28 protein-coding genes and 1 pseudogene are annotated in these 24507 nt (G+C 43.2%); 8 read left to right on the forward strand and 21 right to left on the reverse strand.

Features of this window, described 5'->3' with window-relative positions:
- The 7 genes from HRT75_RS09500 to HRT75_RS09530 all read left to right on the forward strand — a co-directional run.
- The coding region (locus tag HRT75_RS09500) for a DUF1599 domain-containing protein (RefSeq protein ID WP_291185706.1) at window positions 1-422 on the forward strand (422 nt) is incomplete at its 5' end.
- Between the two features lie 18 nt (window positions 423-440).
- Window positions 441-2162: a BT_3928 family protein gene (locus tag HRT75_RS09505; protein WP_291185709.1), complete on the forward strand. Its 1722-nt coding sequence runs from the start codon at window positions 441-443 to the stop codon at window positions 2160-2162.
- On the forward strand, window positions 2162-3235 hold the full coding sequence (locus HRT75_RS09510) for an ABC transporter permease (protein ID WP_291185712.1): 1074 nt from the start codon (window positions 2162-2164) through the stop codon (window positions 3233-3235). The genes HRT75_RS09505 and HRT75_RS09510 overlap by 1 nt, the downstream gene beginning before the upstream one ends.
- Complete coding sequence (gene tpiA / locus HRT75_RS09515; protein WP_291185714.1) at window positions 3232-3987, forward strand: triose-phosphate isomerase; 756 nt, start codon at window positions 3232-3234, stop codon at window positions 3985-3987. The genes HRT75_RS09510 and tpiA overlap by 4 nt, the downstream gene beginning before the upstream one ends.
- Window positions 3987-4817, forward strand: coding sequence for a 50S ribosomal protein L11 methyltransferase (gene prmA / locus HRT75_RS09520; RefSeq protein ID WP_291185717.1), 831 nt, complete (start codon window positions 3987-3989; stop codon window positions 4815-4817). Before tpiA ends, prmA begins: the two co-directional genes overlap by 1 nt.
- Window positions 4818-4826: 9 nt before the next feature.
- A complete protein-coding gene (locus tag HRT75_RS09525; RefSeq protein ID WP_291185720.1) occupies window positions 4827-5102 on the forward strand; it encodes an ATP-dependent Clp protease adaptor ClpS in 276 nt (91 codons plus the stop codon).
- A gap of 121 nt (window positions 5103-5223) precedes the next feature.
- On the forward strand, window positions 5224-6078 hold the full coding sequence (locus HRT75_RS09530) for a M57 family metalloprotease (RefSeq protein ID WP_291185723.1): 855 nt from the start codon (window positions 5224-5226) through the stop codon (window positions 6076-6078).
- A gap of 83 nt (window positions 6079-6161) precedes the next feature.
- Here the strand turns inward: HRT75_RS09530 and HRT75_RS09535 are convergent, their stop codons facing one another.
- The 21 genes and pseudogenes from HRT75_RS09535 to HRT75_RS09630 all read right to left on the reverse strand — a co-directional run bounded on the left by HRT75_RS09535 (window position 6162) and on the right by HRT75_RS09630 (window position 21970).
- Entirely contained in the window at window positions 6162-6587 is a 426-nt protein-coding gene (locus HRT75_RS09535) for a (4Fe-4S)-binding protein (protein WP_291185726.1), read from the reverse strand.
- Window positions 6588-6701: 114 nt separating this feature from the next.
- A complete protein-coding gene (locus HRT75_RS09540; protein ID WP_291185729.1) occupies window positions 6702-7541 on the reverse strand; it encodes an NAD(P)H-binding protein in 840 nt (279 codons plus the stop codon).
- Window positions 7542-7573: 32 nt separating this feature from the next.
- Window positions 7574-8071, reverse strand: a complete 498-nt coding sequence (locus tag HRT75_RS09545) for a DUF1772 domain-containing protein (protein WP_291185732.1) — start codon at window positions 8069-8071, stop codon at window positions 7574-7576.
- A 4-nt stretch (window positions 8072-8075) separates the two neighbouring features.
- On the reverse strand, window positions 8076-8477 hold the full coding sequence (locus HRT75_RS09550) for a hypothetical protein (protein ID WP_291185735.1): 402 nt from the start codon (window positions 8475-8477) through the stop codon (window positions 8076-8078).
- Between the two features lie 89 nt (window positions 8478-8566).
- Window positions 8567-9421 carry an AraC family transcriptional regulator gene (locus HRT75_RS09555; RefSeq protein WP_291185738.1) on the reverse strand — a complete coding sequence of 285 codons (855 nt, stop codon included), beginning with the start codon at window positions 9419-9421 and terminating at the stop codon, window positions 8567-8569.
- Window positions 9422-9525: 104 nt separating this feature from the next.
- Window positions 9526-9993 (reverse strand): hypothetical protein, encoded by a 468-nt coding sequence (locus tag HRT75_RS09560; protein ID WP_291185741.1) that lies wholly within the window; start codon window positions 9991-9993, stop codon window positions 9526-9528.
- Window positions 9994-10082: 89 nt separating this feature from the next.
- Window positions 10083-10430, reverse strand: coding sequence for a mechanosensitive ion channel family protein (locus HRT75_RS14770; RefSeq protein WP_366665048.1), 348 nt, complete (start codon window positions 10428-10430; stop codon window positions 10083-10085).
- Window positions 10385-10981 carry a mechanosensitive ion channel family protein gene (locus HRT75_RS09565; RefSeq protein WP_366665049.1) on the reverse strand — a complete coding sequence of 199 codons (597 nt, stop codon included), beginning with the start codon at window positions 10979-10981 and terminating at the stop codon, window positions 10385-10387. The genes HRT75_RS14770 and HRT75_RS09565 overlap by 46 nt, the downstream gene beginning before the upstream one ends.
- Before the next feature lie 4 nt (window positions 10982-10985).
- Window positions 10986-11492 (reverse strand): annotated as a pseudogene (locus tag HRT75_RS09570) (DNA starvation/stationary phase protection protein).
- Window positions 11493-11745: 253 nt separating this feature from the next.
- Complete coding sequence (locus tag HRT75_RS09575) at window positions 11746-12003, reverse strand: glutaredoxin domain-containing protein (protein ID WP_291185743.1); 258 nt, start codon at window positions 12001-12003, stop codon at window positions 11746-11748.
- Window positions 11993-13186, reverse strand: a complete 1194-nt coding sequence (locus HRT75_RS09580) for a cation:proton antiporter (protein WP_291185746.1) — start codon at window positions 13184-13186, stop codon at window positions 11993-11995. The genes HRT75_RS09575 and HRT75_RS09580 overlap by 11 nt, the downstream gene beginning before the upstream one ends.
- A 4-nt stretch (window positions 13187-13190) precedes the next feature.
- Window positions 13191-13472, reverse strand: coding sequence for a GNAT family N-acetyltransferase (locus HRT75_RS09585; protein WP_291185748.1), 282 nt, complete (start codon window positions 13470-13472; stop codon window positions 13191-13193).
- 22 nt (window positions 13473-13494) lie between these two features.
- Complete coding sequence (locus tag HRT75_RS09590) at window positions 13495-14874, reverse strand: alginate export family protein (protein WP_291185750.1); 1380 nt, start codon at window positions 14872-14874, stop codon at window positions 13495-13497.
- A 2-nt stretch (window positions 14875-14876) separates the two neighbouring features.
- Window positions 14877-15326: a DMT family transporter gene (locus HRT75_RS09595; RefSeq protein WP_291185753.1), complete on the reverse strand. Its 450-nt coding sequence runs from the start codon at window positions 15324-15326 to the stop codon at window positions 14877-14879.
- A complete protein-coding gene (locus HRT75_RS09600; protein ID WP_291185756.1) occupies window positions 15323-15760 on the reverse strand; it encodes a DoxX family protein in 438 nt (145 codons plus the stop codon). Before HRT75_RS09600 ends, HRT75_RS09595 begins: the two co-directional genes overlap by 4 nt.
- A 3-nt stretch (window positions 15761-15763) precedes the next feature.
- A complete protein-coding gene (locus tag HRT75_RS09605; RefSeq protein ID WP_291185759.1) occupies window positions 15764-16378 on the reverse strand; it encodes an SCO family protein in 615 nt (204 codons plus the stop codon).
- Window positions 16365-17777, reverse strand: a complete 1413-nt coding sequence (locus HRT75_RS09610) for a tyrosinase family protein (RefSeq protein ID WP_291185762.1) — start codon at window positions 17775-17777, stop codon at window positions 16365-16367. Before HRT75_RS09610 ends, HRT75_RS09605 begins: the two co-directional genes overlap by 14 nt.
- Window positions 17778-17831: 54 nt before the next feature.
- Window positions 17832-18359, reverse strand: coding sequence for a YceI family protein (locus HRT75_RS09615; protein ID WP_291185765.1), 528 nt, complete (start codon window positions 18357-18359; stop codon window positions 17832-17834).
- A gap of 55 nt (window positions 18360-18414) precedes the next feature.
- Complete coding sequence (locus tag HRT75_RS09620) at window positions 18415-20247, reverse strand: amidohydrolase family protein (protein ID WP_291185768.1); 1833 nt, start codon at window positions 20245-20247, stop codon at window positions 18415-18417.
- 171 nt (window positions 20248-20418) lie between these two features.
- Window positions 20419-21174 carry a hydrolase gene (locus tag HRT75_RS09625; RefSeq protein ID WP_291185771.1) on the reverse strand — a complete coding sequence of 252 codons (756 nt, stop codon included), beginning with the start codon at window positions 21172-21174 and terminating at the stop codon, window positions 20419-20421.
- Window positions 21175-21250: 76 nt separating this feature from the next.
- Window positions 21251-21970 carry a pirin family protein gene (locus tag HRT75_RS09630; protein WP_291185775.1) on the reverse strand — a complete coding sequence of 240 codons (720 nt, stop codon included), beginning with the start codon at window positions 21968-21970 and terminating at the stop codon, window positions 21251-21253.
- A 328-nt stretch (window positions 21971-22298) separates the two neighbouring features.
- Between HRT75_RS09630 and HRT75_RS09635 the strand changes: the two genes are divergently transcribed.
- Window positions 22299-24419: a sigma 54-interacting transcriptional regulator gene (locus HRT75_RS09635; protein WP_291185773.1), complete on the forward strand. Its 2121-nt coding sequence runs from the start codon at window positions 22299-22301 to the stop codon at window positions 24417-24419.
- Window positions 24420-24507: the final 88 nt, after the last annotated feature.

The raw sequence follows: 24507 nt of genomic DNA on the forward strand, positions 1-24507 counted from the left end.
CCCAACGCATCCGCAGCGTGCAACACACCGAGCAGCGTAAGGTTGACGAGGGTGAGGCTCCGGAATTCATCGGAATCATCAATTATTGCATCATGGCTTTGGTACAATTGGAAATGGGTGTGGTGGAACAACCGGATCTGGATCTGGATCAGGCCATTGCTCAGTACGATGATAAGATTGCGGTTACTAAGCAACTCATGTTAGACAAGAATCACGATTACGGAGAAGCTTGGCGCGACATGCGCGTAAGCTCTTTGACTGACCTGATTCTTCAGAAACTATTGCGCGTTAAGCAAATAGAAGACAACCAGGGCAAGACCTTGGTTTCAGAAGGCATAGATGCCAATTATCAAGACATGATCAATTATGCGGTTTTTGCGCTCATTCACATGGGACATGCAGAAACAGCCACTCAAGTTTAATTCAATTCCCTTTTTAGTTTGAAGTATTTAGTAGGATTTTCGAGAATATTTGTCGGTATACTGTTTTTGATCAGTGGCTTTATTAAGCTCAATGACCCCGTAGGTTTCTCCTTTAAACTCAAAGAGTATTTCGCGGCTGAGGTGCTCAACCTTGAGTTTTTGATTCCCTTTGCGCTCTTGATCGCAGTAGTGGTGGTCATCTATGAAGTATTACTCGGGGTGATGATCATCTTTGGTTATGCTCGCAAGTTCACGGTTTGGAGTCTGCTGCTGATGATCGTTTTCTTTACCTTTTTGACCTTCTATTCTGCAGTCACCGGAAAGGTAACCGATTGCGGTTGTTTTGGAGATGCTATGAAACTTACGCCTTGGGAGAGTTTCTACAAAGACTTGGTATTGTTGGTGCTCATTTTGATCTTGTTCATAGGGCAAAAACACATTCAGCCTTTCTTAACCAAAACCCTGAGACGTGGAATAGTATTGTTGTCTTTCATCGCTTCGATGATCTTCTGCTATTATGTTTTGATGCACCTACCAGCAATAGATTTTAGACCCTATAAGATCGGAGCCAATATTCAGGAGGGCATGAGTGTTCCTGCGGATGCACCTAAGGCTATTTACGAATACACCTGGAAGTTTGATGTGGACGGCCAAGAATCAGAGATTAAGACCTTTGGAGACTATCCAGATACGGAAGGGGAACTAATCGGTTACGAGACCAAATTAGTTCAGGAAGGCTATGAGCCGCCAATTCACGATTTCACCATAGAGCGTGACGGAGAAGATCAATCGGCAAGTCTGCTTGAGGAGCCAAACTTGATCGTTGTGGTGGCCTATTCCTTGAGCAATACAGAATTGGAAGGATATGACAATATTCGTGCAATCACCAATCAGGCTATTAAGAACGGTTACAAGGTGATCGGTATGTCTGCCTCAAGTCAAGAGGAAACAGAAGCGCTGAAAGAGAAGTACGAACTCAACTTTGATTTCTATTTCTGTGACGAGACCACCTTGAAAACCATAGTGAGATCCAATCCAGGAGTTCTGGAATTGCAAAAGGGTACTATCATGCAAAAGCTGCATTGGAACGACGCCTTGGAGCTACAGCTCAATGAGCTGGAAGGAGCTATGCCTAATCTCGATTTTACTTTAAAACGCCGTTTGGATAGTATTGCCATTTTGGACCAACGTTACCGTAAACTTATCATGGCAAGTTCTGACGAGGAGCGCAAAGCCATTGGAGAGTCTATGGGCTTATCTCCAGATCAGTACAATGGAGACCTTTGGGGCCGTCAAATGGCTATAGATAAGAGCAACTTACTTTTCGTGGAGCGCGTGCTTAACTCACAGGGCTATCCTGGGAAGAGTGTTGTAGGAGAATCCACCAGTACTGCGGCTTGGTATGTGATCCAACACAATCCGGAGAAGATTCCAGATTATTTGGATATGATGAAAGCTGCCGGTAAAAAGGGAGAATTACCATTCCGCCTCGTGGCTATGATGGAAGATCGCTATTTGATGAACCAAAATGAAATGCAGATCTACGGAACACAGGGCATGTCTTATAGCGATGTACGTGGAGATTTCATTTGGCCTATCAAAGATCCTGAAAATGTGAATCAGCGACGCGCAGAAGCTGGCTTCTCGCAAACTATAGAGGAGTACGCTGTAGATCTTTTTGGAGAAGACTTTGAATACAAAGTACTCACCCTAGACGACGTGAAACAAGAAGAGCAGTAGTGGTACGATACGTATTGGGCAAATTGGGTTATGGATTGTTGACGCTTTTTGGCGTAGTGACCGTGATCTTTATGCTCTTTACGCTATTACCAGACCCGGCTCAAATGATGCTGGGGCAAAACGAAAGCGCGGAACAACTCGCAATTGTCAAAAAGAAATACGGCTTTGACAAACCTATTGGGACGCAATATCTGTATTACCTCAATGATCTTTCACCCTTGTCCTTTCATTCCACTTCGGAAGAAAATTACACCTACCTAAGCCCAGGGAAATACGCAGCAACAGAGTTATTTACCCTTGGAGAAACTAAGGTCGTGGTGAAAGCGCCCTATTTGCGCGAGAGTTTTCAAAAGACTGGGAAGCCGGTTACCCAAGTCATTGGTGAAACCTTACCCAATACCATGGTGCTGGCCATCTCTGCCATTAGCCTGGCGATGCTGCTGGGTGGTTTATTAGGAGTGATTTCTGCTTGGTATAAAGACCGTTGGATCGATCGTTTGATTCAGATCATCAGCACTTTTGGAATGAGTTTGCCTTCCTTTTTTAGCGCCATCATCTTTGCCTGGTTGTTTGGCTTTGTTTGGCATGAGGTCACCGGTTTGAACATGACCGGAAGCCTGTATGAAGTTGATGACTTTGGAGAAGGCGTTTCTATACAATGGAAGAACTTGATCTTGCCTGCTGTGGTTTTGGGAATCCGTCCGTTAGCGGTGGTTACCCAACTGATGCGTAACAGCCTACTGGAAGTATTACAACAAGAATATATAAGAACTGCCAAGGCCAAGGGCATGAGCACCTTGAGACTCCTTTGGCGTCACGCTTTAAAAAATGCATTAAATCCTGTGATTACTGCAATCTCAGGGTGGTTTGCTTCTATGTTAGCCGGAGCCGTTTTTGTAGAATTTATTTTTGGCTGGAATGGCTTGGGAAAAGAGATCGTAGATGCGCTGAATACCTTAGATTTGCCAATCATTATGGGAGCGGTACTCGTGATAGCGCTACTATTTATAATCATTAATATCATGGTCGATGTGATCTATGGATGGCTCGACCCCAAAATAAGACTGGAATGAGAAGACCTTTAGTTGCCGGAAACTGGAAAATGAATTGCGACAAACAAGAATCCGCAGATTTAATCGCTGCCTTAAAAAGTGAAACCTTAAAAGAAGGGGTGGAGGTAATGATTGCTCCAACCTTTGTGAATTTAGCAGCTGCAGTAGATCATACAGCGGGAGCTGCAATCGGAGTAGCTGCTCAGAATATGCATCAGAATGCAAGTGGCGCCTATACCGGAGAGATCTCCGGAGCGATGCTAAAGAGTATAGGTGTAGAGACTGTGATTCTAGGACACAGCGAGCGCCGTGCGTACTTTGGAGAAGATGAAGCTCTTTTGGCAGACAAGGTAAAAGCTGCTTTAGCTTTGGGAATGCAGGTGATTTTCTGTTTTGGAGAGGTCATTGAGGACCGACGTGCCGGGAAGCACTTTGATGTTGTGGCTGCACAACTTAAAGGCGCTTTGTATGACTTAGATGAAGCTGCATATGAGCAGATCGTTTTGGCTTATGAGCCTGTTTGGGCCATCGGTACTGGGGAGACTGCCTCACCAGAGCAAGCGCAAGAAATGCATGCCTTTATTCGTTCCAATATGGCCGAGCGTTACAATGAGCAATTAGCACAAAACGTAACCATTTTGTACGGTGGAAGTGTAAAGCCAAACAATGCAGGAGAGATCTTTGGTCAGCCTGATGTTGACGGTGGTCTTATTGGTGGAGCTTCCCTTAAAGCAGATAGCTTTGCAGCTATAATAAACGCTTTTCCGGTCTAATGATCTACATTGAATATATCTTTACAGTAGCTCCGTTACAGCCTTTTACGGGGATCTTAATTGCGGAACTAGGAGGAGTTGGTTTTGAGAGCTTTGTAGAAACTTCAGATGGTGTTAAAGCTTATATCCAGAAGGAAGAATGGAATCCACAGCTATTAGCGGATATATTCATTTTAAAGTCTGATGAGGTTCAGATCAGTTTTAAGCAGGCTGAGATAGAGCAGCAAAACTGGAACGCCAAATGGGAGGAGAACTTCAATCCCATAGTTGTGGACGGACGTTGCACGGTAAAGGCACCCTTTCATACCGATACTCCAGATACGGAGTACACCATCATCATAGAACCCAAAATGTCCTTCGGGACTGGCCATCACGCGACCACACACATGATCCTCAGTTTTCTTTTGGAAGATGAGGTGGATGGTCAAACAGTACTCGATATGGGTTGCGGTACTTCTGTACTGGCCATCATGGCTGCTAAGCGCGGTGCTGGCTTTGTTGAGGCGATAGATATTGATCCGTGGTGTTATGAGAATTCCTTGGAAAATGTAGAGCGTAATGGCCGTGCTGATATTGTAGTTAAGCAAGGCGACGCCTCGATTTTAGGAGATAAGAAGTTCGATACCATCATTGCCAATATCAATAGAAATATCCTCTTAAATGACCTTCCTGCATATCATGCTGTATTACAACCTGGAGGTACTCTTTACTTAAGTGGTTATTTAGAAGCGGATCGTGAAATTTTAGAAGAAGCCTGTACCAAACTCGGGGGTACTGCCGTTAAATATAAAAGCCGTGAAGGTTGGATTGCGGCCAAATTTGTATTTTAGGCCTTGATAATGAGTGGACAAGAAAAATATCAAGAAGATTTAGACGTCGCTGTTTTAGAGCAGCGGGAGAATGAGATCGTACTGTATAACGATGATGTAAATACCTTTGATCACGTTATTTCGTGTCTAATTGCCACTTGTGATCATACTCCGGAACAAGCAGAGCAGTGTTCCCTAATTGTTCACTACAAAGGAAAATGTACGGTAAAAACAGGGCCCTATGAAGACCTAAAACCACGCTGCTCCAAATTACTTCAAGCTGGCCTCAGTGCCGAAATTGTGTAAGCCAGTTGTGGCTAAACCGCAAACTTTTACACTACCTTAACATTACTAACATTAGTTAGCCTCTCTTTTCGTAACTTCAAGGAAATCATTCAATTTTCACTAACCATTAATTGCGATTTCTATGAAAAACGTACTTAAAAAAAGTGCTCTGTTACTTATGGGAGCACTGGTATTTTCTGCATGTTCAGAAGATCCCGACACCGAAGCTCAAATCGAAGAAGCAAACCTGACTAAACCAGTACCACAGAAAGTGGTGGAGCAGGTACAAGATTTGGGAATGAACCCTAATTTCATTCGTTATGATGAATTCTTCTTCCCTGATGGGACCAGCGAGGAGCGTCTCTTTATTGAGGAAGACATTGTAATGACTGAAAAGCAACTTACTGAAATGGCAGAAGATTTTAATTCAGATCCATTCGCAAAGCAGTATCGTACATCTGCTTTAGTTCAACAAGGTAGAAATATTACCATCATCGGTTATACCGGTGGCGGAGGTTATGGTCTTTCCAGTAAGGCGCGAACTGCACTGCAGTGGGCTGTAAATAACTACAACCGTTTGAGTGGTGTATCTATCAGCTTTACCTTGACCTTTGGAACCAACTTTGGTGATAAGGACATGGTGGTTTACAACAATCCAACTCAATCAGGTTCTGGAGGAAGCGCTGGTTTCCCAAGTTCTGGTCTTCCATACAAATGGGTACAGATCTACGGACTGGATGGATTCTCTACCAACGTGAACGAGCACGTGATCACTCATGAGATCGGTCACTCTGTTGGATTCCGTCACACAGATTACTTCAGCCGTCAAAGCTGTGGGCAAAATGTAAACCAAGGATCAGCAGGAGTTGGAGCCATCTATATCCCAGGCACAGCTACTGGATATGACGCCACATCGATCATGTTGGCTTGTTTCAGTGCCTCAACTAATGGTGAGTTCAACGGGAACGACATTACTGCTTTACGCAGCATGTACTAAGGAAATAACTAACCATCAATTTTCCTTAAACAAAGAAAACCACCCTGTTCAGGGTGGTTTTTGATTTTAGATACTTACAGATCTTATCCGCGGAAGTCAGCTTCTACATGTGCTCCATCACAATACGGCTTGTTCTGCGATTGTCCGCAACGACAAAAAGCGGTAGTTCTGTTCTTAGTTTCAGTGTTTCCGGCAGCATCTGTAACATTTAGAGTTCCGTAAACTAGTAAAGGCCCATTTTCTAAAACCTCTACTTTGGTCTCCAGACTTTGTGCCTCAGGAGCCGCTTCACCTTCCATTTTATAACTCAAAGCACCGGAAGGGCAAGCATCAATTTGTTTTTTTAATGCTTCCGCAGAGGCGTTTTCCGGCTGGATCCAAGGACGCTTCTCAGGGTCGTATACCTCTGGGAGGCGATTGACACATTCTTTAGCGTGGATACACAGTTTGGGCTTCCAGATCACAGTGATCTCTCCATTGGAATATTCTTTGCGGACTTGGTTACTCATGGTTTTAAATTTTCTATAAGTTACAAAGAACTCTGCGGATGGATGTAAAAATTGTATTAAATCGAGAGCGCCAAAAGGAATCGACAATTCGACGATCCCTTTTGGCTTACTTATTTAAAGGGTGGTTGTGGGAACATCCCAAACTCCTGTCGATGCTAACTCCTCCGCGTACTGCTTAAAGTCTTTGGCAGGCCTTCCAATGATATTTTCAATATCCTGGGTGATTATTGAATTGTCTGGATTCCCGATCACTTCAGTGAACAAATAGGTAATGAGCCATACATAGGTCTCAGGAAGTCCCATTTGTTGCATAACCTCTTTGTAGGCTTCCATGGACACCGGCGTAAAGCCAATATCACGTCCAGTGGCAGCGGCGATTGTAGCTACGGCTTCTTTAAATGTGTATCCTTTAGGCCCCGTGAGTTCATAGGTGTTTCCGTTGTGTTTTGGATTCAAGAATACTTCTACGGCAACATCAGCAATATCCTCAGCATCTACAAAAGGAATTTTACTGTCAGACATGGGTAGGGCAACATGACCTTCCAAAACAGGCTCCATCAAAAAGCTTTCACTCCAGTTTTGACTGAACCAATTACATTGAATGATGGTGTAGTCAATACCCGAATCTCTAACGATTCCTTCACAGCGTTGCGCTTCTGTTTCTCCTTTACCAGAAAGTAGAACGATCTTTTTAACTCCAGCCTCTTTGGCAAGCTTGACCAAGGTACTCACAGCTTCATAGGCGCCTGGAACGGCCAAGTCTGGTTGATAGGTAATGTACAAGTGGGTGATGTCTTCAAGGACTGCTTCCCACTTGCTTGGGTCTTCCCAACTGAATGCTGGATTTGCACTTCTAGAGCCCAAACGTACGGTCTCTCCGCGTTCTTGTAATCTTTTAGCAATGCGGCTACCGGTCTTTCCAGTGCCTCCGAGAATTAAAAATTGATTTTTCATAAAGATTTGTTTTTGTGTATTTGTGATTTGTTTTATGCGTTATTTTTCAGGAGCATACCTAAAGCGAGTAGTAAAAAGCTCAAGGTGCTCGTTAGTGTTCTGATGTTGTGCCAAGTGTTCCAAGGTTTTTCAAACTGCCGTCTGAGCCAGCTCAGTTCTTGTTGAGATGCCTGAGTGAGATCCGTGCTTTCTAAGAGCTCGTTTAAGGGGACGTTTTTGGTGATGGTTACTATGACCAATCCGGTCAAATACAGAATGGCAGCCGTAACATACAGCCAAAAGCTTTTGTCTAGAGTAAATCTGTTGACGTAGACATTGATTATATGTCCAACCAAGGGTCCGAAGAATACTAAGAGAAAACTCGGATTGATGATGGATCGGTTCATCTGTTGGAAGGCTGAAAGGAAGTTGTAATCATCCAGCTTCCCAATGCCCGGTGTTACTGCGTTGGTCCAAGTGAAACAGAGTCCGGCAGTTAGGCCTGTCAATAGTAAGGTCAGTAGTAAATTGAAATTCGTTAAAGAGTACATCGTTTTATTGTTTTGAAGGTTGTGTTGAGGTTTTTATACGGATGTAATAGTAGCTGGCACTTAGGGCGATGAACACGGCTCCGATCAACCAAAAAATAGGATCACCATAAAAGTCAGCGTAGCTGCCACCTTCTGGTATAAAGAGGAGTGGAACAGTTACCAGGGCATACATCGTGCCACTAATTAGAAAGAAAAGTGTTCCGAGGATCCAGCCGTTGATGGCAGAGCTCTTTTTGTAGTAAATACGATTGGCATTCCACACCAAAGGGAACAGAATCCCAATCAAGCCCAAATTGGCTTGAAGCTTTCTATTCTCCATAAAGGGCAGCATATAGGCCAGGACAAAGCTGAGTGCTCCTAACAGCCAAATGGCTAATCCGACAATCAATATTCTAGTTAATTTCATGACGTATGTTTTTAATGACACGTCAAAACTAGGGCGGTCTAAGCGGCTTGATTTATTCTAAAAGAAGTATGATTTGTTCCAAAAGTGCACTAATTGACCTGACTGGGTCTATAGCCGAACTTTTTAGTAAAGGCGTTGGAGAAGGAGCTCAAACTGTCGTAACCCACTTGCCAGGCGGCCTCCTGAACGGTGGCTTGCTGTTTTTGGATCATTTCATGAGCGGCGGTGAGGCGCTGGTTTTGAAGGTATTTAAAAACGGGTACCCCAAAGACTGCTTTAAAGTCTTTTTTGAGTTTGGTGGTGTTTAATCCGATGCTTTTGGCCAGTTCCGTTAGTGAAGGCGGGTTGTCTAAATTGGCGGCGAGGATCTCTTTGGCCAGTTCTAATTTGTCGGTTTCTTGCGGTCTGTTTTGCTGCTGATAAGAGAGCGCCAATTGTCCAAAGAAGTGGGAGAGAAGCACAGTGATCTGAGAGCGGAAGAACATCATTTTGGTCTTGCCCGTAAAACTGTTGGCAAAGATGGAGTCGACAACCTGCTGCATCTCTGGGTTCATAAAGAACCGAGGTCCTTCCACATAATTGTCGCTGGGATTTACTAACTCATTGAGCATTTCTGAAAAGATCTCCCCTTCTTGGTGGGGCAGTTCGTTCAACTTCCGCAGCGCAGTGGCTACCACAATGCATTCCAAAGGCTTCTCTGGAGCCACCCTGTGGACACAATTCACAGTCTCATCCGCATAAAAGGAAAGGGCCAATCCTTTAGTGCCCTTGTACTGCTTTTGCTGTTTGCTCCATTCCATACTCAGATCAACATTTCCTGATCCGTAAAAGGCTACGGCTACAACAGGCTCATCAAAGCTGCAAGCGTCAATAACAACCTCCTGAGCCTTGTTGACCTCAACCAGAACGGTAAAATCGTTGATGTCTATAGTATCTCTGTTCATAACCTTGTATAAAGGTAATCATTACCGCTTGCTTAATCAATGCGTTAAAGGCAAAAAAAAAAGCCAGCACTTAGGCTGGCTTTTCAACTCCTGTGAAACTCAGATTATTTGGCTTCACTCAGCATGATATCAAACAAATCGACATACTTCTTTTCAATTTCATAGTCTTTCTTCAATAGGTTGTATTCGATCTCTTCTCCGATCACGGTGATCAAGAATCCTTCATTACTCGGCACGATGGAGAAACTCTCATCGGCTTCCGATTTGTAACTCATGGTGATCATTCTGTCGTATTGGCCGTCATTGTCGGCATCAATGCTGATGCGTTTGGTGACTTTGTCTATATTGTTTACGCGGTCTTGATTCAATTCATAACGCTCTGACTTTTCTAGGCTGACCACTTCGTTACGCATACTTTCAATGCGCAGGGTATAGAAGGAGTCTGCTCCGTTGCGCTCGATTTGATATTTCTTGATCGTTGTTTCATCTACGGATTGCGTGTTGCTCTGTGCGGACACAGATAAGGTTAAGGCAATTGCAGATAGGGTTATAATAGATTTTATATAGTTCATTTTTAAGTTTTTGTAATTATTAGAAAATATTTGGCCTGCGGTCTCATAGACCGGTTTGTTAGAATTCTTGTTGTCTTTGTCTAGGACAACTAGTTCTCTGAAAAGGCTTTTGTGGGTTTTTGACTTAGCGGAAAGGCGTTGTCAAATTGCAAGGTTCTGATTGGGAACGGAATGTTGATTCCTTCGCCGTCGAACGCTTTTTTGAGTTCGATGATGGCCTTGCTTTTGGCTCTAAGTTTGTCTAGGCCGCTGACTCCTTGTATCCAGAAGCGACTGATAAAGTTAATGGAGCTGTCTCCAAATTCGGTGTAATAAAACTCCAATTCGCGTTCCAGTTCTTCTTGACCAAAGTGTTGCGCAATGGTTTTCTTAGTCAATTCCTGGACTTGTTCTAAGTCGGATTCATAGCCAACTCCGCAGGAAAGCGTAATACGCACCTCGGTAGTTTTGGAGAAGTTTTAAACGGATTCTCCATGATCTTTCGGTTGGGAAGCACAACAATATTGTTGTCTGCTTCTCGCATCACAAAATAGTTGAGGTTAATGTCTGTAACCTCTCCGGCATAGCCATTGGACTCAATCCAATCTCCTATGCTGATGTTTTTTCTAAAGGGAAGAACAATACCTGAGATCAGGTTTGAGAGTGTTCCTTGCAGCGCCAAACCAATTACCAGTCCAGATACACCGGCTGCCGATAGCATGGTTGTTAAGGCTTTTCCTAAATTCAAGGACACCAAAGCGAGGATCAAACCTCCAAGCACCACGACCGTGGAGGCCACGCGTGCTATCAATTGAGTTACACTGGTTTGTCGTACGCGCTTGTAGATCAATTTGAGTACGGCGCGATACACCAGCTTGGAAACCAAGAAAGAGACTAACAAGACTGCCAAGGCGACTCCCAGGTTGGGTAGGTCTGCCACAAAGGTATCCCACCAGCCGGTTAATTTTTCGTTTACTTGATTTGCAGATTCTAAGTCTTGTACGGTCATTTTTCTATGCTTCTTCGATTAAGCTTGTAGCTAAGGTCTCTTCATTTCTTTTTGACCAGGCATTGAGCATCCAACTATCTTTTTCCATTTTACGGATATAGGCTCCGAGTAGATCTGCAGTACCTTTATCTTTGGCATTGTCTGCGTGCAACATTACCGTACGCATTTGCGCAAGTAACATTCTGTGATCGTTTAAGATCTCCATCACCATGTCACGGTCGTCTTTGATGCTTTCTGATTCTTCCAGTTTGGAAATTCGCAGATAGTCACTTTATTTGCTTACTGGGTGATAACGCAGGGTGAGAATGCGTTCTGCGATCTCATCGATTCTAATACGCGCTGTGGTATAGAGGTCTTCAAACTTGTCGTGTAGGTCAAAGAAGTTCTTTCCGAGTACGTTCCAATGATAGTTTCTTAGTTTTTGGTAGTAGATGTGATATTCTGCCAAGAGTGTATTGAGTTCAATCACTACAGGCATTAATTTCTCATCATTCATGTTTAAATAATTCATGCTGAAATTTTAGAGTCAATAAATAAGATAGCAGTGTGGGTGAGGGGTGCAGAAGGCACCTGAGAAAGCTCACCAGTAAAGAAATTAAAGTACCTAAGCGACACTGCTTTTGTAATGGTACACTTTTAATATAATGGCTGAGCGAAGTTTGTCAAGTCCTTTAACGGCCTTTAACTATTTTTCTAGTTATAGCGTCTTAAAAGTGTTAAATCAGTCCTTGAGCTGTTAAAAGATTTTAACATTGTGTTTAGCCTCAGTCTTTCAAACTGTGTTTTTCTAGAAACTCTTCCAAGACAGAAATGCTTGGGTTCTTCAAGAACTCATCTCCGTAAGTGATTGTTGGGAATTTTAGATTTCCGTTGTAGAGGCGTCGAACTCGGGCGGCAGCATCGCTATCCAACTCAACATTAAAGTCATCAAACTCTATCCATTCGGATTGTAAGTAGTTTCTCAGGTGCGTTGATTTTAAGCACCAGTCTGCTCCGTATAGATGTAGTCTCTTATCCTTCATTGACTTTTATTCCGAGGATTTTTGTGAAAGTCGGATGTATATGCTCGGCCTTACCAACAATAAATGGCGTGACCGACATCAGCAAGATAGAGACTGCTAAGAAGATTTGATAATTATTCTCAGAAATTAATTCATATTCCAACCCGCTTTGGGCTAAAACAAAGGAGAACTCGCCAATTTGCGCAATGGAGAATCCCACGGCTAAAGCAGTTTTCCATTCCAACTTCAATACTTTGACGGCTAACATTCCCGCTGTTGCTTTGACCAGTAAGGCGAAGAAGAACCAAAAAGCGATCCAACCCGGTTTTGTAGTGAATATTTCGTAGTCCAAGAGCATGCCCATCGAAATGAAAAAGAAGGCCATAAAGACGTATCGGAACGGCAAGAAACAAGAAATGGCCATTCTGTGATATTCGGTCTCCGCAATGATCAAGCCTGCAATAAACGCTCCTAAGGCTAAGGAGAGTCCAAGTTTTTCTGTGAGCAATGCGATGCCCGTTACCAAGAACAGTAGAGCAATCAGGAATACCTCCTGACTCTGAACCTTCATAACTTCTTTTAAGAAATAAGGAATGATGTATCGCGCCAAAAGAAACGCAATGCCTCCCATCAGCACCATTTTCCCAACAAGTATTGCCAAAGCCATTATTGGACTCCCGTCCCCAGCTCCAGCTAAAATAGGCGTGAAGAGCATAAGCGGAACGATCATGATATCCTGAAACAAAAGCACCGCTAATATGAACTTTCCATGAGGGCTGGTTATTTTATTGGTGTCTTGCAAGACCTTAACCACAATGGCTGTACTGCTCAAAGCGTAAAGAAATCCCCAGAATATACTTTCTTCTAGAGACGAGCCCATTAAAAGCCAGATCAGTCCTGCGGTTAAGACTATGGTGAAGATCACTTGAGAAGCACCGCCCAAGAGGACGTAGTTTTTGATGCGTTTGAGATTGGAAAAGCTAAATTCCAAACCAACGGTGAACAGCAGCAGTATGATTCCGATCTCGGCATAAACCTCTACTTCTTGCATGTCGGCAAAGTAGCCTGTGGTATTTGGACTCAAGAGCACACCAGTGATTAAATAACCTATGATGTAGCGGATCTTTAAGAATTTGCAAATAATTATAACCGCTGTGGCAACTCCGAATAAGGCAAAAAGATTGATGAGGATATGATGCTGCATGCGCCTACTTTAAAACGTCTTGAAGTTCTTTATGGCGTCTAAACATAGCGTTAGCAAAGGGGCATAGCGGTAGGATCTTTTGTGATTTTTCCCGAGCCCTGTCCACCAAAGCCTCTAACATTTTTAGACCGACTCCTTGTTTTTTGTAGGATTCTTCAACCTCTGTGTGATCAATGATGATGAGTTCCGGACTAGCTACTGAATAGGTCATCATTCCCATGCGCTCGTCATTTTGTCTGGCGAGGGCAAAGCCTTTATTGTCGCGCTCTTTTATTGTTATTTCCATAATTGAGTTTCCTAAGTTAGGTTTAAAATTTTATTTCTGTAGTAAATACGGCGTGAAACAAGGTGTCATTCAGGCCACTATTTTTTAAAAAATCTCCCGGGAAGATCAGATTAGTTTCCAATTCAAAGGCAATATGTCTATTGATTTCCAGACCTGCAATGGTTCCAATTTGATGACCGATAAAACGGCTGTCATTCACATCTGGATAATCTAAGGTCAATGGTGGACCATACAGGCCGTCTTCTTTAGAAAATCGCCAAAAGGCCACATAATCCAGACTCAAGGCTACAGGTCCAATTTCCGTATTACAGTAAGGGTGGAAGTCAATCAAGTTGGAGGGGCCAATTCGGGCCACACGTCCAAAGTACGCTCCGCGAGGATATAAACCATCAAAGGTTCCAAGACGGTTGTCCGTAGTACTAGTATCTCCGCTAATTGCCTCTGTTTTAAGTCCTAAAGTTCCTTCAATTCCTAAAACTTTAACGGGATGCTCAATGTTGAAGGAAGCGGTCCAAGCAAAAATATTCTGCGTGCCAAAATCGCCAGTTTGAATCACGAATTCATTGTTGTAACGCAGTCTGTTCCAGTTTCCAAAATGACGCACCCCAAGAGATAATCTGTTGTCATCTGCCGTGCCGCTATTCCAAGTTTTCTGCTCCTCTTGCTTGTAAAAAGCATAGAGGTCCGTATTGTTGTTCTCTGACCAGTTTTGAGTCCAGTATATTCCAGCCAAAGTCTCTGTAGTATTCAAAGCGTCGTTGTCAAAAATTCCAGCGGCTGGTCTGACTGGAATGGCATAAAACGCGGTGATTTCCGTGTTTTCATCTTTAAACTTGAGCTGAGCCATATCAAAAGAAAGCCGAACATTAGGCCCTTCCCGAATATCAACCAATCGGCCGCTACCCATACGCATATTCTGTCTCCCGACTAAAAGGTTCCACTGCGGATCAATCCAGTAGCTTACAAAGAGTTGGTTTATCGCGAGTTCATCTCGATCTACCGGCGCTAAGTTGTCTTTGCTGGTAATAAAACTCGAATTCAATTCGGCAAAGAGCTCAAAACGCTTATCTATTTTAAAATGCGCGTGAGCCATTAGTCGGTTTAGATGCCAGAGATCGTCCTGATCAACAGCACTATTGAATTGCTCGTTGATAAAACCTTCTACCTGGCTGCGGTAACTCCCGCCTAAGCTCAGGGTAGTTTGCTCGCCTAAGCAAATTTCTTTAAGATGCTCGTAGAGATCATTTGGACCCGCTTCGCCAAAATAGATATGGTCTTGTTGCCGCAGTAAACTGAAGTTTAAAAACTCTGCAGAGGATTCCACCAATAATCCCGATTCTTGTCCGTAAACATTACATCCGAAGACCCATATTGAGAACCAAACAAATAAACGCGTTTTCATTTTTAGAATCTTCTAATAAGTAGCACACCCAGGATCAGAAATAAAACTCCTACGAGTCGTTGCCAGTTGATGTGTTTTACAGGAAGACCTAAGAGACCAAAGTGGTCAACAACGAGGGAGACAGCCATTTGTCCTGCCACCACCAATACAAAGGTAAGTGCTACTCCTAATTTAGGAGCTAGAATGATTACGGCAGCCACATAGAATGCTCCTAAGACTCCCGCGGTCCATACTAGTGGCGAAACACTTTTGGTTTCGCCTAGGGTAGAGAAATCGAACTTTAAAATCAGTAAGTAAGTCAAAAGGGCTATGGTGCCTATTAGAAATGAGGCGAATGCAGCAAAGATCGGTTGATGCACAGATTTACCCAGTTGCACATTGAGTCCAGCCTGTAGTGGTAGAACGGCCCCAGCAGCAATTGCTAGGATGAGTAATACGATTTGTCCTTTCATGATTGTTGGCGGTTAAATATTTTTTGATCGATGGCGTATTTTCCTGGCCCTACAAAGAAGATCAGCAAATAGGCGAGGCTGTATATAAGCGGGACGTCGCGCACTGACCAAGGGTCAGAGCCATGAACTACAAAGAAGCCCATAAGCGTCACACTTAAGATTAAAATGCTGGCCAGACGTGTGCCCAATCCGAAGATCACAAAGAGCGGTGCTACAATATTTGCGCCTATCGCGATAAGGGCACTGATTTCACCTCCCAGACCCATAGGATCTGGAATGTGGGCTGCGGTCTTTTGAAAGTTCAGGATCTTCTTCATGCCATGCGTATTGATCATGGAAAGAGAGACTAAGATTCTAAACAACAGCAGACTGCTGTCTTTGGAAGGTCCAATTGCTTGTGGATTGAAAAGTTGAAAGAGCAATTTTGGTTTCATGATTTATTCTTTTAATAACAAGTTTATGTCAGAAATCAAGGCTTGTGTGTCCAATTGGTCCAAGCCGTTATAATAGCCGCGGATACGTCTTTGTTGATCTACCAATACAAAGGTGCCGTCATGTATCAAGTTTGGCCCAAGATCGCTGCTGTCAACAAAGGCGCGCACCTTGTAATCTTTAGCCAGTTCCAAAATGGTCTTTTGATCCCCGGTAAGCAGCTTCCATTTGCTGTGATCTATCTCGTAGCTGTCTGCATAATTTTTTAGGCGATCTGGATCATCATGAGCCGCATCAATGCTGTAAGAGATTATAGCAACCTCCTGCTGATCTTTAAAGGCCTCTTGCACCAGTTTTAAATGCGTGGTCATCTTAGGGCAAATCGTTGGGCAACTGGTAAAGAAGAAATCCACCACTTGAATTTTTCCCTCTAAAATCGTACTGCTGGTAGTTTGATTCAGCTGATTAGTGAGTTCGAACTCAGGAGCTTTGTATGCGATTAATGCTCCGCTGATCGGATCGGTCTGTGATTCTCCCAGAATTGGAAGACTTTTCTGCTCAGAACAGCTCCACAGAATAAGCGCAAGCAGCCCAAGGGCTATGTGGTTATTTATTCTCATAATGCGTGACCAAGGAGATGTTTTCCAATTTTAAGATCTCATCTGGAATGTTTCGATTAGGAAGCGGAACAGGTTGAAAGATCACTTCAATATTCTTTTGTGCATCAATAGCTTCGGCCAGTTCGCGTTCTATCTCGATCTGCAAATGCACTCCGTTTTGTAAAAGAACCGTATCTAAATCTAGAATAGGCAGAATAGTGAATGTCCCGGTATACTTGCTTTGCTTTTCACCCTCCTTGTCGTACTCAAAGAATACACGGGCGCAATAGGGCTGATAGGGTAGTTGTGCGCGTTCAAAGTGCAAAATGACGTGAGTGCGCTCCCTGTCTTCCATCTCTGCGTAAATATCAGCGCCGTCAGATGTTCTCAAGTTTAAAGGTGCGACACAATCGCGTTTAGAGGCTTCTCGTTTGGGTTTGTCGGCATCCATATACGGATTGCAAAATGTCGGGTTGAGGTCCAGGTCATTAAAGCGGTAACCCAGATCTTCTGTGTTGAGTAATTCTTTGATCTTGAAATCAACGGGTCTTCCATTTCCGTCAGTAGCGTAAAGTCTCTTTTCTAACCACTCCTCGTCGGTTGGAAGGACGTTCTTGTCACTGTAGTTCTGCCATGCTTCCCATATGCGATCACAGTTTCCGTGATGTCCGTAGAAAATCGGATCGAACCCAGATTCGGTAAAGGTGGCCATTTGTCCACCGATCCAATTGTGGATGTTGTTGTGGAAGGACTGTTCGGCAATACCATCCAATTGGGCCTCTCCGCGTTTTTTGATCGCAGGATAACCCCCAAAGGTTTTGTATTTCTCCGCTCTAAAGGCGGCTCCAACGTTGATGAAGTCTTTAGGGATCTCATCAGTCTGAGAGACCAAACGCGTAATATTGTTTAGTGGGTTGGACTCATCTCCCCAGTAATGTTCTGGAATGAAGTTCGATTTGGTCCAATCCCAATAGTGTAAGGCTAATTTAGGTTCGTTTACGGCCTTTTGTAATTTCTGTTCCATAGACCAGAGGTAAAGGCGGTGCCAAGGCCAAACATACCAATTGTAATGCACCTGATTAGCATAAATGCTCGTGGCACAAAAGGTCGCGTGTAGCATGCCGTGTGCTTGCCAACCCATGGGATCTAATGGCGATATTTCAGAACGGTCTTTTAAGATTTTAACGGCATCTTTTAGCAACTTAATCTCTGGGTCGTTTACCTCAAAATCTGCGATGTTCTTTCTAGTAACTAAAGATGAAAGACCAGTATGCGTGTCTATCTGCTCGTTTTTATTAGTCGCGCTGTTTTCACAACTTACCAGGCTTGTTGATAACACTGGTAGCGCTCCTAAACCGAGCGTGGTAAGCCCGGCTTTTTGCAAAAAAGCTCTTCGGGACGTATTTGGTTTTTCTTTCATCTTTAGTTGGTTTTAGAAAAAAGCCGCCACCGTTATGATGACGGCCAGAGTTTATTAAGCTTCTTTTACGAATTGAGCATCAATGACTAGGATTACGGTTTCGCCAACCACAACACTACCTGCTTCAGTTACTGCAGACCAGCTCAAACCAAAGTCTTTACGATTGATCTTTCCGCTGATTTCAAATCCAGCCTTAGTCTGTCCATAAGGATCTACGGCTACGCCGTTAAAATCTACATCCAAAGAGATTTCCTTAGTGGTTTCTCTAATGGTTAGATCTCCTACCAAAGTGCTTCCGTCAAAGCTTCTAGAGGTGAATTTGAGTTTTGGAAAACCGGCCGCGTTGAAAAAATCATCAGATTTTAAATGCGCATCGCGGTCTGCGTTGTTGGTGTTGATCGAGGCAACTTCTGCTGCGAATTCAAAGGAGGCATCGCTAAAGCTGTCATCCGATGTTTCAACGGATGCGGTATAGGAGTCAAACTGCCCTTTTACCGTAGAGATCATCATGTGTTTTACCTTAAAGCCAACTGAAGAGTGGGCTTGGTCTATGTTCCATTTTGTTTTTACTGCTGTTTCCATAATTATTATTGTTTTCGAGTGTGAAATTGGTGTATTTATAATCTTGAGGTTTGTATTACCCCATGTATAATTTTCTAAAATCTCCTGTTCTGTATAGTGGCGACCAGTCTGGAGCCACTTCCGGTAGCGCCGGTGGTGAGAATTTCTCAAAATCTCCGTAAGCATGGACAACTCTTCCTCCAACAGCGGTTAGCTTGGCATGGGTTCTTGGAATTAAGGCGTCTGGCACTTCCATATAATCCTGGTTAAGGATGGTAAAGTCGGCGAGTTGACCTTCTTGAATTGCACCTTTACGCCCTGCATCACCCGTGAACCATGCAGACCCTGTTGTCCATAATTTTAATGCTTCTTCACGGCTCAATATGTTGTCTTCCCCATACATTTGGCGCCCTCCTCTTGATTGTCCTGTGGCTAACCAATGAATAGAGTACCAAGGGTTGTAAGAACTTACACGAGTAGCGTCCGTTCCACCTCCAACAGGGATACCCATATCTAACATTTTTCTAATCGGAGGGGTTTGTGCGAGTTTCGCCGCACCATAGCGCTTGACAAAATCTTCTGCTTGGTAAGCAATTCTGTTTTGAATAGCAATACCCATATCCAATTTGGCAATGCGTTCTAAAGTCCTTTCATTGAATGTTTCTCCATGATCAATGAAGGTTCCTTTAGGTAGTTTTCCACCACCACCGGCTGCTACTTCTTCATAAATGTCGAGCAGTATTTCTGCTGACTCGTTATAGGTAATATGTTGTCTCCAGGGCCAATTGTTCTCTGCTAAGAGCTTGTAAATTGGCATGACTACTTCTTTTACATTCGGCTCAAGATTGGGTCGTTCTTGGGCAAAAATTTCATAGTCGTAGGCGGCCCAGGCGATGTTTTCGCCTCCACCTATAAATTTGAGCATATCATCGCCATCTCCGGGTTTAATCATCCCAATCCATCTTTTGTAGTCGGCATATTCACGACCGCCCACTTGTGGGAAGGTGTGGATGCCAACACGCACTGTTGATAGGTCTTGTTTGTGCACATCGCCAATTACGTCATAGGCATCCGGGTATTGCATTCCACCACCGCCGGCATCAGAAATAGAAGTGAGTCCGAGTACATTCATTTCGTTCATAAAATGTCGTGTACCCAACACCTGCTGCGGCTTGGTCTTTTTGGGTAATTTGGTAAGTGTTTTATACATGATAAGGCCAGAAGGAGCAGCGGTTATGATTCCTGTTGCACGTCCCATTCTGTCTTTCTCAATTCTACCTTTGCGGTAAAGATCAATTGGCTCATTGTCGTAGTTTAGCACTTCTACAGCTTTTCTGTTTAGCATGCCGTAAGCGTAGAGATAAAAGACATATACGGGGTGATCTGGAGCGATCTTATTGATCTCTTCCAAAGTAGGCATCCTTTTTTCCTTAAACTGTTCCCATGAGAATCCACCAACAATTCTAATCCATTGTCCTTTAGGAGTGTGTTTTACTTCTTCTGCCAACATGGCTAAAGCTTCTTCGACAGAACTAACCCAATCCCATCGCAATTCCAAACCGTAGTGCAACCCTTCACGTACTCCGTGAGTGTGAGAGTCGTTAAGTCCTGGAATTACACGGTGTTTTTTGGCATCAATTACTTTTGTGTCAGGCCCGATAATGTAGGACATAGAGCTGTTAGATCCCACGCGATAGAACAGTCCATTTTTAACGGCAAATGCCTCCGCTGAAGGTGCTGCTGGGTTGATGGTGGTAACCTTGGCATTGCGTACAACAAGGTCTGCAGGCCCTTCTAAGAACGAGAGTGTTCTTCCTAGTGCAGAGGACATAAAAAGCGTAGATGCACCTAGAGCAAGAGATCCTTTAAGAAAATCTCTTCTTTGTAAATTATTTGGTGAATTTTTCATATTGATAATGGAGTTTTTGGATAGTGATTGGTGAGGTCTGAAGCAGGCAGTATCTAAATTTTGATCGGTTGCCTGTTTAAGCGTCAAATGGTGTTGGTGTGGGGGTCAATTTTGAATTGCTCTTGTTTAAACCCGCAGCCTTGTGCAGACCGCGGATTCAAACAAACAATCTTAGTTCTTACCAGCTTCGCTAGCTTCTTTACCGGTCATCCATTTACTCATGGTTTTGATATAATCAATACCCAAACCATATGCTCCACCGTATTTTTTAGAGATCTTTACAACTTCGTTGTATTTATCACTACGCGCCCAATCTCTGTGTATTTCTAGGAGATATTGTAATGAAGTGATAGGTTTTACTCCTGCTTGTATCATACGGGTCATCGCCATGTCGTGTGCTTCTTGAGAAGTACCTCCGCTGGCATCAACCACTACGTAGACATCGTAACCATCTTCTAATGCTGATAGCGCTGCAGAAAGCGTACATACTTCTGTCCAAAGGCCGGCAATAACTAATTTCTCTTTCTTAAAGCTATTCACCCTTTTAGCTACTCGAGTATCCTCCCAAGAATTCATGGTAGAACGGTCTATATAGTCTTCTCCAAAATATTCTCTTATTTCAGGAAAAACAGGACCGCTAAAAGACTTTTCTGCTACAGTTGTGACTACGGTAGGCACCTCATAAAGACTGGCTGATGCAGCAAGCAAGCCGAGATTGTTTCTCAATTCTTCGATAGGTTGAGACTCAACGGCAAAAGCCATTTGGCTTTGGTGGTCTATTAGCAATAAACTGTGGTTGGTGGGGTTCAGTAATTCCTTAGAAGCATTTGCAGGATCGTTGTTTGGATTGGGATTGTATTGATCCCATTGTGCAAAACTTACAGTGCTCAATAATAAGGCTACGATGGTTAATTTTAAATTTTTCATTTTTTTTGATTTATGCCCCTTTGGGCGGATTGTTTAAGATTTGATTTTAAGTGTCGCGGTTTAATGTATTTATTGTTTAGGACAGGCTTAAAGGCACTTCCATGAAGAGCACTTCTGCGTCGCTGTCTGCGTTGATCTCTAGCTTATCTATTTGTGAGATTCCCATTCCGTCGCGTTGATTGAGAGCTTCGCCATTGATGGTCACATCTCCTTTGATCACAAAGGCATATACACCATTGTTAGTGGAATCTTTTAGAGTGTAGTCAATGGTCTTTCCACCTTCTAGATCGGTCATGTGGAACCAAGCGTTTTGGTGTACCCAAACACCATCATCATCGGCGTTTGGAGAGAGTACTTGCTGCAATTTGTTCTTGCGATCTGCTTTATTCAAAGTGATTTGATCGTAACGCGGCGTAACTCCTTGTTTGTTTGGAAACACCCAGATCTGTAAAAACTTTACTTGTTGATCTTCGTTGTGGTTGAATTCAGAGTGCATCACGCCTGTTCCAGCGCTCATAACTTGAATGTCTCCGGACTTGATCACCGTTTGGTTACCCATATTGTCGCGGTGCTCTAGATCACCTTCTAAGGGAATGGAGATGATCTCCATATCGCGGTGTGGATGCGTTCCGAACCCTTTGCTTTCTGCAACGATATCGTCATTGAGTACGCGCAGTACTCCAAAGTTCATACGCTCCGGATTGTGGTAGTTGGCAAAACTAAAAGTGTGTCTTGATTTGAGCCAACCGTGATCTGCGTTTCCACGAGTATTGGCTTTGTGAATTACTGTATTCATGGTCTTCCTTTCTTTATTAGGTAAATGATTGTATCCGACTTTGTTTTGATCTTTTGCTGAGGCAGCCTCGCTTTGTTCCGTTTTGCTTAGCGCAGCAACTCCAATGGCTGATGCAGTTAAACCTGCGAGTGATTTTTTGATAAAGTCTTTACGTTTCATTGTTATGTTTTTGTTTGCTCAGTATTAGGCTATTCTTGTGCCAAAAACATAAAATACTGTAATACAGGTATATAGAATTAAATTTGAATTGGCTTCATTTCTCTATTTTTAGAAAATTCTATTATTTGAGAAATTTTAGTTGTATTTTAACAGTCCAAATTCTAGTGCAATGGGACAATTTGAGCAGCAAAGCCAAGTGATGGATTGGCAGATAGAAAACCTGCCTTTAAAGATCATGTGGATGGATCAGGAAGGGGCAATCGTTTACGCGAACGCCAAGTTTTGTGAGCGTTTAGGCTATAAGCAGTCAGAAGCTTTGTCTCTGAACATTTTTGATATTAACCCCAGCGCCACAGCTGAAAGTTGGAAAGAACACTGGAAAGAGGTCAAGAAGAAAAAGGTGCACACCTTTAAGTCGGTCCATCAAACTAAGAAGGGGAAATACTACGATGTGGAAGTTTTTGCGCAGTTTTTCTCAAATAATGGAAAAGAGATCATTTGTGCGATTGTGAATGAAATCACAGAATCCAGTTTCTACAAAAACTTGCTGACACACTCAGAACGCTTAAATGCCATTGGTGGATGGAAACTCAATCTGCAAGACGGTTCGCTCATCGTCACAGAAATGGCTTATGAGATCTTTCAAGTAAAAGATAATGAAGCCTTTTTGCCCAGAAACATAATTGAGCGGTTTGACGAGCCTGAACATCTAAAAGAATTATTGCGCAAGGTCATGCGTAAAGCAGAGGCCTATGATGAGGTCTTAAGCATTACAGAAAGTAATGGTAATAAAAGATTCATTCGCTGTGTGGCAGAAGCAGTTGTGAAAAGGGATAAGATCTTTAAGGTTGTAGGAACGTATCAAGACGTAACTCAGGAAACTGAAAAGACCAATCGTCTAAGAATATTTAAGGATGTCTTTGATAGAATGACTGATTTTGTCGTATTCAGGACCAAAGATGCCAAAATTCAGTACTTCAATAAAGCCTTCCAAGTAATGGCCGCATTGCCAGAAGAACAAATTCTGGGTAAAAGTTTTTACGAGGTGGCTCCAAATTATAAGCAGGAATTTGAAGAGGACTTGTGGAAAGGCCATGAGACCCAGGAAATACTCATTCCAGAATTAGATATTGTACAAAACGGAAAGCTACACAACTTAATAGGCACTAATTATTTGGTTGAGTTTGAAGGTCAACTAAATATGTGCACGGTTGGTAAGGATATAACAGAAATTAAGAGTAAAGAAATTCAGCTAAAAAAAGCTCTTGACGAACTATCCGAACTCAAAGACGAACTAGAAATAGACAACCAATACCTGCGAGAGGAGATCAGCAGTAAACTCAACTTAGACAATATTATTTGCCAAAGTGAGGAGTATCGCCGCGTGTTGGAACAAGTGACTCAAGTTGCGGTGACTGACACGACGGTTTTAATTACAGGGGAATCGGGTACTGGAAAGGAACTGCTCGCCTCCGCAGTACATTTAAATTCCAAGCGTACCGAGCGTGCTTTGATCAAAGTGAATTGTGCCACCTTACCAAAAGAATTAATAGAAAGCGAACTCTTTGGACACAAGAAAGGTGCGTTTACTGGGGCTGTGCAAGACAAGTTGGGTAAGTTTAGTTTGGCAGATGGAGGAACGATTTTTTTGGATGAAATAGGGGAGGTGCCTATTGATCTGCAGGCCAAACTCCTCAGAGTGCTACAGGAAGGAGAATTTGATCAGCTGGGGGCCACAAAAACATCAAAAGTAGATGTTCGGGTCATAGCCGCGACCAACCGCAATCTGGAAGAAATGGTCAAAAACGGAAGTTTTCGAGAAGATCTGTATTATCGCTTGAACGTGTTTCCTATTCACAACATTCCATTGCGAGAACGCAAATCAGATATACCACTTTTGGCACAGTTCTTTTTAGAACGCTATGCGGCTAAGGCAGGTAAGAACTTCAGTCGCCTGTCTAAAAAGACAATAGCTTTGCTTATGGATTACAATTTTCCAGGGAACATTCGGGAGTTGGAGAATCTTATTGAAAGAGCCGTGATCACAGAACAAGGCCCAACCTTGAAACCTGGCTCTTGGATTCCATTAGTCAAAGGGACGCTTGGAGTAGAAGAGTTTAAATCCTTAGAAGCTACTCAGCGCGAGTACATCATTAAAGTTCTCGATCACACCGGCTGGCGAGTGAGTGGTCCCAAAGGCGCCGCACGCATTCTTGATATGAAGGATAAGACCCTCTTTGCTCGGATGAAAAAACTCGGAATAGAAAAGCAGGTTAGTTTAAAAAAGTAGTAGTGGTAGTCTTACTGATCTTTCTAATAGGCTTCTGTTTATTTGCTGTAGCGTTTCAAGTGGCTCGGCGAGCCGCATCGACTCATGG

It is taken from the genome of Gilvibacter sp. (assembly GCF_013214815.1).
Taxonomy (GTDB): domain Bacteria; phylum Bacteroidota; class Bacteroidia; order Flavobacteriales; family Flavobacteriaceae; genus Gilvibacter.

Excerpts from the sequence above, each read along its gene's own strand:
- HRT75_RS09530 (WP_291185723.1), top strand. The coding sequence starts at position 5,224 with ATGAAAAACGTACTTAAAAAAAGTGCTCTGTTACTTATGGGAGCACTG.
- HRT75_RS09625 (WP_291185771.1), bottom strand. The coding sequence starts at position 21,174 with ATGAAAAATTTAAAATTAACCATCGTAGCCTTATTATTGAGCACTGTA.
- HRT75_RS09615 (WP_291185765.1), bottom strand. The coding sequence starts at position 18,359 with ATGGAAACAGCAGTAAAAACAAAATGGAACATAGACCAAGCCCACTCT.
- HRT75_RS09555 (WP_291185738.1), bottom strand. The coding sequence starts at position 9,421 with ATGAACAGAGATACTATAGACATCAACGATTTTACCGTTCTGGTTGAG.
- HRT75_RS09620 (WP_291185768.1), bottom strand. The coding sequence starts at position 20,247 with ATGAAAAATTCACCAAATAATTTACAAAGAAGAGATTTTCTTAAAGGA.
- HRT75_RS09550 (WP_291185735.1), bottom strand. The coding sequence starts at position 8,477 with ATGAAATTAACTAGAATATTGATTGTCGGATTAGCCATTTGGCTGTTA.
- prmA (WP_291185717.1), top strand. The coding sequence starts at position 3,987 with ATGATCTACATTGAATATATCTTTACAGTAGCTCCGTTACAGCCTTTT.
- HRT75_RS09535 (WP_291185726.1), bottom strand. The coding sequence starts at position 6,587 with ATGAGTAACCAAGTCCGCAAAGAATATTCCAATGGAGAGATCACTGTG.
- HRT75_RS09580 (WP_291185746.1), bottom strand. The coding sequence starts at position 13,186 with ATGCAGCATCATATCCTCATCAATCTTTTTGCCTTATTCGGAGTTGCC.
- HRT75_RS09635 (WP_291185773.1), top strand. The coding sequence starts at position 22,299 with ATGGGACAATTTGAGCAGCAAAGCCAAGTGATGGATTGGCAGATAGAA.
- HRT75_RS09610 (WP_291185762.1), bottom strand. The coding sequence starts at position 17,777 with ATGAAAGAAAAACCAAATACGTCCCGAAGAGCTTTTTTGCAAAAAGCC.
- HRT75_RS09630 (WP_291185775.1), bottom strand. The coding sequence starts at position 21,970 with ATGAATACAGTAATTCACAAAGCCAATACTCGTGGAAACGCAGATCAC.
- HRT75_RS09600 (WP_291185756.1), bottom strand. The coding sequence starts at position 15,760 with ATGAAACCAAAATTGCTCTTTCAACTTTTCAATCCACAAGCAATTGGA.
- HRT75_RS09585 (WP_291185748.1), bottom strand. The coding sequence starts at position 13,472 with ATGGAAATAACAATAAAAGAGCGCGACAATAAAGGCTTTGCCCTCGCC.
- HRT75_RS09605 (WP_291185759.1), bottom strand. The coding sequence starts at position 16,378 with ATGAGAATAAATAACCACATAGCCCTTGGGCTGCTTGCGCTTATTCTG.
- tpiA (WP_291185714.1), top strand. The coding sequence starts at position 3,232 with ATGAGAAGACCTTTAGTTGCCGGAAACTGGAAAATGAATTGCGACAAA.
- HRT75_RS09540 (WP_291185729.1), bottom strand. The coding sequence starts at position 7,541 with ATGAAAAATCAATTTTTAATTCTCGGAGGCACTGGAAAGACCGGTAGC.
- HRT75_RS09525 (WP_291185720.1), top strand. The coding sequence starts at position 4,827 with ATGAGTGGACAAGAAAAATATCAAGAAGATTTAGACGTCGCTGTTTTA.
- HRT75_RS09560 (WP_291185741.1), bottom strand. The coding sequence starts at position 9,993 with ATGAACTATATAAAATCTATTATAACCCTATCTGCAATTGCCTTAACC.
- HRT75_RS09545 (WP_291185732.1), bottom strand. The coding sequence starts at position 8,071 with ATGTACTCTTTAACGAATTTCAATTTACTACTGACCTTACTATTGACA.
- HRT75_RS09565 (WP_366665049.1), bottom strand. The coding sequence starts at position 10,981 with ATGACCGTACAAGACTTAGAATCTGCAAATCAAGTAAACGAAAAATTA.
- HRT75_RS09590 (WP_291185750.1), bottom strand. The coding sequence starts at position 14,874 with ATGAAAACGCGTTTATTTGTTTGGTTCTCAATATGGGTCTTCGGATGT.
- HRT75_RS09575 (WP_291185743.1), bottom strand. The coding sequence starts at position 12,003 with ATGAAGGATAAGAGACTACATCTATACGGAGCAGACTGGTGCTTAAAA.
- HRT75_RS09595 (WP_291185753.1), bottom strand. The coding sequence starts at position 15,326 with ATGAAAGGACAAATCGTATTACTCATCCTAGCAATTGCTGCTGGGGCC.